This is a genomic window from Campylobacter sp. RM5063 (assembly GCF_024723655.1).
In the GTDB taxonomy this organism is placed as follows: domain Bacteria; phylum Campylobacterota; class Campylobacteria; order Campylobacterales; family Campylobacteraceae; genus Campylobacter_D; species Campylobacter_D lari_D.
On record NZ_JANQDA010000034.1, the window covers coordinates 1 to 5,520 of the forward strand.

4 protein-coding genes are annotated in these 5,520 nt (G+C 27.3%); all 4 read left to right on the plus strand.

Translation table 11 applies throughout. The features are described from left to right. Positions 1-85 precede the first annotated feature (85 nt). A complete protein-coding gene (fliP, locus tag CAMP5063_RS08050) occupies positions 86-820 on the plus strand; it encodes a flagellar type III secretion system pore protein FliP (RefSeq protein WP_133318758.1) in 735 nt (244 codons plus the stop codon). A 65-nt stretch (positions 821-885) separates the two neighbouring features. Further along, complete coding sequence (locus CAMP5063_RS08055) at positions 886-2,634, plus strand: bifunctional anthranilate synthase component I family protein/class IV aminotransferase (RefSeq protein ID WP_337195143.1); 1,749 nt, start codon at positions 886-888, stop codon at positions 2,632-2,634. Then, complete coding sequence (locus CAMP5063_RS08060) at positions 2,631-3,197, plus strand: anthranilate synthase component II (RefSeq protein ID WP_263737219.1); 567 nt, start codon at positions 2,631-2,633, stop codon at positions 3,195-3,197. Before CAMP5063_RS08055 ends, CAMP5063_RS08060 begins: the two co-directional genes overlap by 4 nt. 94 nt (positions 3,198-3,291) lie before the next feature. Further along, positions 3,292-5,520: autotransporter outer membrane beta-barrel domain-containing protein (locus CAMP5063_RS08065; RefSeq protein WP_337195144.1), on the plus strand; the 2,229-nt coding region annotated here is incomplete at its 3' end.

Genomic DNA, 5,520 nt, shown 5'->3' on the forward strand with positions numbered 1-5,520 from the left:
TAAACCATTAATTCAATCATATAAATTGCATTTTTAAGAGTAAAATTGCTAAAATAATGCTTTTAATTTTAACCAAGGAAATATTTTGAGGGTTTTACTAGTTTTATTTTTATCAAGCCTAGCTCTTTTTGGCGCTGAAGCAACTATACCAACTGTAAATTTAAGCCTTAGTGCCCCAAATAGCCCTCAACAGCTCGTAACAACTTTAAATATAATTATAGTTTTAACTATACTAGCACTTGCTCCAACTATCATCTTTGTAATGACTTCATTTTTAAGACTTATAGTAGTTTTTTCTTTTCTAAGAACTGCTCTTGGCACACAAACCATGCCTCCAAATACTATCTTAGCGACACTAGCTTTGATTTTAACTTTTTTTATTATGGAACCTGTTGCTACAAAATCATACAATGAAGGCATAAAACCCTATATTGCTGAACAAATAGGCTATGAAGAAGCCTTTGCTAAAGGCGTTAAACCTTTTAAAGATTTCATGTTAAAAAATACCAGAGAAAAAGACTTAGCACTTTTTTATAGGATCAGAAATTTAGAAAATCCAAAAACCATAGATGATGTTCCTTTAACGGTTTTAGTGCCTGCTTTTATGATAAGTGAACTCAAAACTGCTTTTGAAATAGGCTTTTTGCTTTTCTTGCCATTTTTAGTTATTGATATGGTAGTAAGCTCAGTGCTAATGGCTATGGGTATGATGATGTTACCACCTGTTATGATTTCCATGCCTTTTAAATTGCTTATTTTTGTTTTGGTAGATGGATGGAATTTGCTTATACAAAATCTCGTCAAAAGCTTTTTAACTTAGCAATTTAGAGCAAAAATATGTGTATTATTAGCTTTATTTGTATTTTTCTAAATCAAAGATTTTAAATGGCATTTGCTATATTTGGAAAATACCTTTATGATGATCTTGTCTTCACTCTTAAAGCTCACACTCAAAAAGAAAGTAAAAAAGCTTTTAAAATCATAGAAAAATATAAAAATCAATATTATTTTTTAGGCTATATTCAATATGAATTCTATAAATATCTAGAAGATAAAAATTATAAAAGCAAAGAGCCTTTTTTATATTTTTTTGCTTTTAAATCAAAAAAAATCTTTACAAACGAAGAAAAAAATTTAGACTTTTATCCAAGTTTTTCATCCAATTTAAACCAAGAAAAGTATTTTGAAAACTTTGACAAAGTCAAAGAAGCCATAGCTAAAGGTCAAAGTTATCAAGTTAATCTTACTCAAGAACTACATTTACAATCAAATCTTAATGTGTATGAGAGTTTTTTAAGCCTTTATCCTAAGCAAAATACCCCCTATAAAGCTTATATGAAAAATGAATTTTTAGAATTGGCTTCATTTTCACCTGAACTTTTTTTTAAAATCAAAAATAAAAAAATCATCACAAAACCCATGAAAGGCACAATCAAACGCTCAAATAATCCAAAAGAAGATGAAAGTCTAAAAAACTTTTTAAAATGCGATGAAAAAACTATTAGTGAAAATGTAATGATAGTTGATTTATTACGCAATGATATTTCAAAACTCATCAAAAAACATTCTTTAAAATGCGAACTTTTTAAGGTTAAAACCTACCCTACCTTACACCAACTCATTTCAAAAATAAGTGGGAAATTAAAGCCAAAAAATGATTATTTTAAAATTTTCAAAGCCCTTTTTCCATGTGGATCTATCACAGGTGCACCCAAAATAGAAACTATTAAACTCATAGAAAATTTAGAGCAAAGAAAACGCGGGATTTATTGTGGAGCGATAGGCTTAATCCATAAAGATAAAGCAAAATTTAGCGTAGCCATACGCACTTTAGAGAAAAAAAATAATGATGATTTTTTAAGATATGGTGTAGGAAGCGGACTTGTGTGGGACTCACAAAAACAAGATGAATTTGAAGAATTAAAACTAAAAAGTAAAATTTTAAAACCTAACTTTTATTTATTTGAAACAATGTATTATAAAAATCATTCTATTTTATTTTTCAAAGAACATTTGACAAGAATTTTAAACTCAGCTAATTTTTTTGGCTTTGATACTCAAAGATTAAAACATGATTTTAAAAATATACTAGAGAGTAAAGATAAAAAATTCCATTTTAAATCTTTACAAAATTTTAACAATTTTGTTTTCAATCATCATCATTTTTTTACAAAAAGTAATTTTACTCAAAAAGGCTCAAAGGCTATTAAATTAAAACTTTTTAAAAATGGCCTTTATGAGTTTGATTTTAGCAATATACAAGAAAATTCAAGCAAAAAACTACTCATAAGTAAAGACATCATAAAAGTAAATCTTTTAACACACCATAAAACTTCTCTGCGTAGTTTATATGAAGCAAATTCTTATCTATGGAAAGAAAATATTTGCTATGACATAGTTTTTTTTGATGAAAAAGGCATACTTTGTGAGGGTTCAAGAAGTAACATTATTATAAATTTAAATGATGAGTATTTTACCCCTTATGCTAAAAACTGCCTAAATGGTATTTATAGACAAACACTCTTAAAACACAAGCTCATCAAAGAAAAAGATATCACTAAAGATGAGCTTTTAAATGCTAAAGAAATTTATGCTATTAATTCTTTAAGAGGCTTAAAAAAGGTATTTTTGTGAAAGTTTTGATTATAGATAATTATGATTCTTTTACCTACACCATAGCCTTTTATTTAAAAGAATTAAACATTGCTTATAAAATTATTAAAAACGATAAATTTAAAAATCCAAAAAAGCTTAAAAAATATGATTTTACCCATCTTCTAATCTCCCCTGGACCAAATTCTCCAAAAGAATCAAAGTTAAGTTTAAAAGCTATAAAATATTTTAAAAAAGATAAAAAAATTCTTGGAATTTGTCTAGGACACCAATGTATAGCACATGTTTTTGGTGGTAAAATTTCTAAACTTCCAAACCCAACTCATGGTAAGGTAAAAACTATAAAATTTAAACCAAACCCACTTTTTAAAAATCTTAAACAAAATTTTAAAATTTGTTTATATCACTCTCTTTATGTTAATCATATAGGTGAAAAATGTGAAATTTTAGCCCATAGTGAAGATAATATCATCATGGCTTTAAAACATAAAAAATACGATATTTATGGAGTTCAATTCCACCCTGAAGCCATACTAAGTCAAAACGGCAAAAAGCTACTTAAAAACTTTCTTACTTTGCAATAATCTAATATTTATATTTTTTTCATTTACTTTAAACTTAAATTTATGGGGGGGGGTATAATGCTTTTTTCAATTTAAATTTACAAGGAGTAATCAAATGAAACTTTCTTATTACACAAGTAAAGTTTTAATGGGAGTTAGCATTAGTGCTTTATTAAGCGGTGCTGCTTTAGCTCAAAATATTGACATACAATATACAGGTTTTGATCAAAATAATGCTAAGAATTATTTTAATGAAGAAACCAATGGAAATTTTACATTAAAAAATGAATACACCAATAATGATTTAACATTAAATATTAAAATATGGGATATTCCAAATGAATTATTAGAAAAAAACTCTCAATTATATGATAAAGCTGGTGTTAAAATTGACTTGGGAAATAACGATCTTACAATCAACAACATAGATATGCATTCTAACACTTCTACAGATGAAGATAAAGCTGCTTATATAGGAAATTTCAATATTAGTGCAAAAAATATTTATGCAAATGATATTATTTTTCAAGCATTACATAAAGAATCTGTTATCAATGGAAATATCTATTTACAGGGAAGTAAAGATGTTGATATAAAAAATATAGCTGGTGCTCATGATGATAGACGAGGTTCTACTATTTTAATAGGAAATGGTATAGCTGGAACAAGTGGCTCCTTAAGTATAAATGGAGATCTAAATGCAGATAAGACTGGTTTTGTTTATCAAAGTGATAATAGAAATCAAGTAGCTATAAAGGTTAATGGCAATGTTAATATCACAAATTCTATTTTTTCTGTGGGAACATCTAGCTTTAGCAATCTAAAATTAGATAACTTTACCTTTATACAAGCAGACAACTTCAATAAAAACATCATAGAAAATCAAATAACAGCTAGCCTTGGTAAAGATATTTATAGTGTTTTAGAAAATAAAGAAAAACTTGAAATAGATGAAACACTTGTGCATATATTAGATTTAAGTAAATTTGTTAATTACAACCTTTCTATTTCAAATGATGGAAAACATCTTTTAGTAAATGGAGGAGCCAATGATAATATAAACAATAACAAAATGATTTTAGAATCTGAAAAAGAATATTTATCTTATTTCAAAGAAAGACTAAAAGAAGAATTAGAAAGTGATAAATGTAATAATGATATAAAAAAATGTGAAAATATTTATAACACACTTAATGAAATTAAAAATAAAATACAAAATATTAATGAAATTATAGCAAGCAATAGCAATACTGGAAGTGGAGAAATCTCTAATGATGATTATATTAAAAACGATTCTAGTGTTTCAGCTTCTAACAAAGACTTTGTTTCTAAAATTTTAGATGGACTTAAAATTGGTGGAGATTTAAATGCAATAGGTAGTATTAAATTTGATAAAGCCGGGGAACAAGTAGCAAATGATATAAAAGATTCAGCTAAATCTATCTCAAATGTAAATCAAGCCTCATCAGGTATAAACTCGACTATCAATGTATCAAATGATGTATCCATAGGTTCTCGTGTAGCTATGTTAAATAATCCTTATGGAAATTACGCTACAAAATTATCTCAAATAAGATTTGCTACTAATGATTATAGAGGAAATTATGTTGATAATTATAATAACAGCATTTGGGGTAATGTAATAGGCGGTGCAAACATCATAGATGGAGATAGTGGTGCTTTATATGGAGCCACTATAGGTATGGATAGAAAAGTCAATGATGATGTTATTATTGGTACTTATTTTACTTATGCAAACGCTGAAATAAAAGATAATCTTTTAACCCAAAAATCAGATAATTTCCAATTTGGTGCTTATTCTAATATCCATATAAGTCCAAAGGTAGAAGTTAATGTTAAGGCTTATGCTCAAATTTCTCCAACAGATCAAGATATTGTAAATAGAGGATTTAACACTACAAATAGTGCTGACTTTAATAGAAAATTCCTTGGTTTGAGTGCTAACATGGGATATATTTTTGATTTTAGTAATAATACCTTATTTATCAAACCTTTTGCCGGAGCAAACTACTACTATGCACATACCCCAAGCTATAAAGAAAACGGAATTGCAGGAAAAGATGTCAATAGCGCTAGTAATAATTCTATTTCTTTAGAACTTGGTGCTGAATTTAGAAAATATATGAGCGAAACATCATATTTATTTATCACTCCAAAAATAGAACAATATGTAATGAATAATGGAGATGATTATGTAGCGAGTTTAAATGGAGTAGCACTACCTAGCGTAAAAAGTGATGATAAGAAAAAAACTTATGGACAAATCATCATAGGTGGAAATGTAGATATTAACGAGCAATTTAGCCTAAATGCAGGTGTTGGG